Origin of the sequence: Mesorhizobium sp. M2A.F.Ca.ET.039.01.1.1 (assembly GCF_003998035.1) — a bacterium.
Lineage (GTDB): Bacteria > Pseudomonadota > Alphaproteobacteria > Rhizobiales > Rhizobiaceae > Mesorhizobium.
The window spans coordinates 1-2,571 of record NZ_RZRY01000805.1; the positions used below are offsets into that span (position 1 = coordinate 1).

The 2,571-nt window shown below is 63.9% G+C and carries 3 protein-coding genes and 1 pseudogene; all 4 read left to right on the forward strand.

The genetic code is table 11. The annotated features are described in order from the left end of the window. Window positions 1–232: 232 nt before the first annotated feature. Window positions 233–940, forward strand: a complete 708-nt coding sequence (locus tag EOA24_RS33955) for a transglycosylase domain-containing protein (RefSeq protein WP_189343365.1) — start codon at window positions 233–235, stop codon at window positions 938–940. 253 nt (window positions 941–1,193) lie between these two features. After that, window positions 1,194–1,376: a 50S ribosomal protein L32 gene (gene rpmF / locus EOA24_RS33960; protein ID WP_006203806.1), complete on the forward strand. Its 183-nt coding sequence runs from the start codon at window positions 1,194–1,196 to the stop codon at window positions 1,374–1,376. A 270-nt stretch (window positions 1,377–1,646) separates the two neighbouring features. Further along, complete coding sequence (locus EOA24_RS33965; RefSeq protein ID WP_095804621.1) at window positions 1,647–2,048, forward strand: hypothetical protein; 402 nt, start codon at window positions 1,647–1,649, stop codon at window positions 2,046–2,048. A gap of 184 nt (window positions 2,049–2,232) precedes the next feature. Continuing rightward, window positions 2,233–2,571: pseudogene (locus tag EOA24_RS33970) on the forward strand (alpha/beta hydrolase); the annotation flags it as partial.

Here is a 2,571-nt window from a genome sequence, read left to right on the forward strand (position 1 = left end):
CCGGTGAGCGGACGCGCGTCGAGAATCCGGCGCAGCTCGGTCTCGACGGCAGCGGCGCGCAGGAAAAGCGCGGTTTCGAAGGCGATCTGGTCGTCTTTGCTCATGGCCGGGAGCGGTAGCCGACACTCAGACATTGCGCAAGCAGGCGCGCGCCTTTATGCCGGAGGGGGCGAGGCACGGGTGGGACGGCTTGACGGAACCGATCGTCGAACATGGAAGCGAAGGGCTGGACATGGCGCGCTCGCGGCGCCTGAGCCGCGCCAGTCTGAGGCGCATCGGCCGGCGCTGCCTGGTCGTCGCGCTCGTGCTGGCGGCCATTCCGGTCGTGCTCACCTTCCTCTACCTGCCGTCCTTCGTGCATCCGATATCGACCCTGATGCTGAAGGACCTCGCGACCTTCTCCGGCTACGACCGGCGCTGGGTGTCGATCGATGACGTGGCGCCCGTGCTGGCGCATTCGGTGATCATGTCGGAAGACGGGCAGTTCTGCTTCCATCGCGGCGTCGATCTCGGCGAATTGCGCGGCGTGGTCGATGACGCTCTGGCCGGCGAGGCGACGCGCGGCGCCTCCACCATCACCATGCAGACGGTGAAGAACCTTTTCTTGTGGTCGCGGCCGCTTGGCAGCGTGCGCAAGGTCGTCGAGTTGCCTTTAGCCGTCTATTTCGATGCGGTGATGTCGAAGCGGCGGATCATGGAGATCTATCTCAACATCGCCGAATGGGGCCCGGGCATCTACGGCATCGAGGCCGCCGCGCGGCATCATTTCGGCGTCTCGGCCAAGCAGTTGTCGCGCAGGCAGGCCGCTCTGCTCGCCGTCAGCCTGCCCAACCCGATCGCGCGCAATCCGGCGAAGCCCGGGCCGGGACTGAGGCGGCTGGCCTCGCTGATCGAGCGGCGCGCCAGCCGGTCCGGCGCCTATGTCGGATGCCTGGATTAGGGCGTGATCCCGAAAAGTGGGAACCGGTTTCGGAAAAGATCACGCTCCAACGAAGACTTGGACCAGGACGGCGTTTCGACGAAACGGCATCCTGATCCAAGCGAAGCGGCGCCGGCTCAAAAAAATTCGCGGCCAGCGCTGGCCAAAACGGCGCAAGGCGTGTATAGGCACCCGACTTTCTCAGATTATGGCCTCGATGCGGCCCTTTCGCGAGGGTTGCCGGGGCATTTTGACCATGTAGTGGAGCATATCCATGGCCGTTCCAAAAAGAAAAACCTCTCCGTCGAAGCGCGGCATGCGCCGCTCGGCCGACGCCCTCAAGGCCCCGACCTATGTCGAGGACAAGAATTCCGGCGAAATGCGTCGCCCGCATCACATCGACCTGAAGACCGGCATGTATCGCGGCCGCCAGGTTCTGGAGCCGAAGGAAAGCTGAGAGGCTTCCAAGGTTTGCGACTTTCAAAAGACCGGCCCCTGGCCGGTCTTTTTGTTTTGGCGCCCTGGCGGTCCGCCGACTGGTGCCGAAGTCGGCATGAGGTGGCTCCTCCAGAGATCGCGCCTGGAGGGGACGTAATGTCAGCCGGCAACCGGCTGACATCGTTATTTCATTAGGTCTTACAGCGTGTTCGTCGCCGCGGCGAAAAACCTTGACGGCGCGCTTGCCGCGGATTTTACAAAAGGGGGTGCCCTGATTGGAGTCGCCCAGATGTTCGGTGCCATCCCGCTGCTGATCGTGCCTTTCGTCCTCTACAATCTCGGCCTGCTCGGATTGTTCGGCGGCGGCGACGACCCCTGGATGACCGAGATGTTCTCCTTCCGCATGATGTCGGGCGGCGTCTTCTCCATGACGCTCGGCGACCTGATGGTGCTGATCGGGCTGATCTTTCTGTTCGTCGAGATCTCGAAATCGGTGCGCACGACCAATGCCTCGATCCTGGATCACCTTCTGTCGACGCTGGTCTTCATCGCCTTTCTCGTCGAGTTCCTGCTGGTGAAGGGCGCGGCGCACTCCGTCTTCTTCACGCTGATGATCATCGCGCTGTTCGACGTGCTGGCCGGCTTCTCCGTGTCGATGCGATCGGCAAGCCGCGACATCAATCTGAACTAGCCCCGGCACGGAAGTTCAGACGGGCTGCTCCCGTTGCTGGATGGCATGCGTTGACGATTGGCGGAGACCTCCGGCTCGCGCGCACCACGGCAGCGTGACAGATTCCGGCTGCCAACGCAGCCTCAACCTGTCAAGATCGCCTGACCGCTGAACCAGATCTTCACCTGCCCTCGTATCTCACCGCATGAACCTCATCGGCGCCGCGCTCCTCTTCCTCATCGCACTCCTCTTTGCCCTGGCCGGCATCACCCGCGCCGGCGTCTGGCTGATCGAGCGACGCAGTCCGCCAGCCGGCGAGTTCGCCGAGGTCAACGGCGCGCGCATCCATTATGCCCATATCCCGGCACCTGCCGGCGCCGACCTGACGCCGCTCGTCTTCATCCATGGCGCCAGCGCCAACCTCAAGGACCAGATGCTGCCGCTGAAGCCGCTGCTCGAGGGCCGCGCCGAGATGCTGTTCCTCGACCGCCCGGGCCTCGGCTGGTCGCGGCGCGGCAACAACGAACCTCTGGCCGCGCAGGCC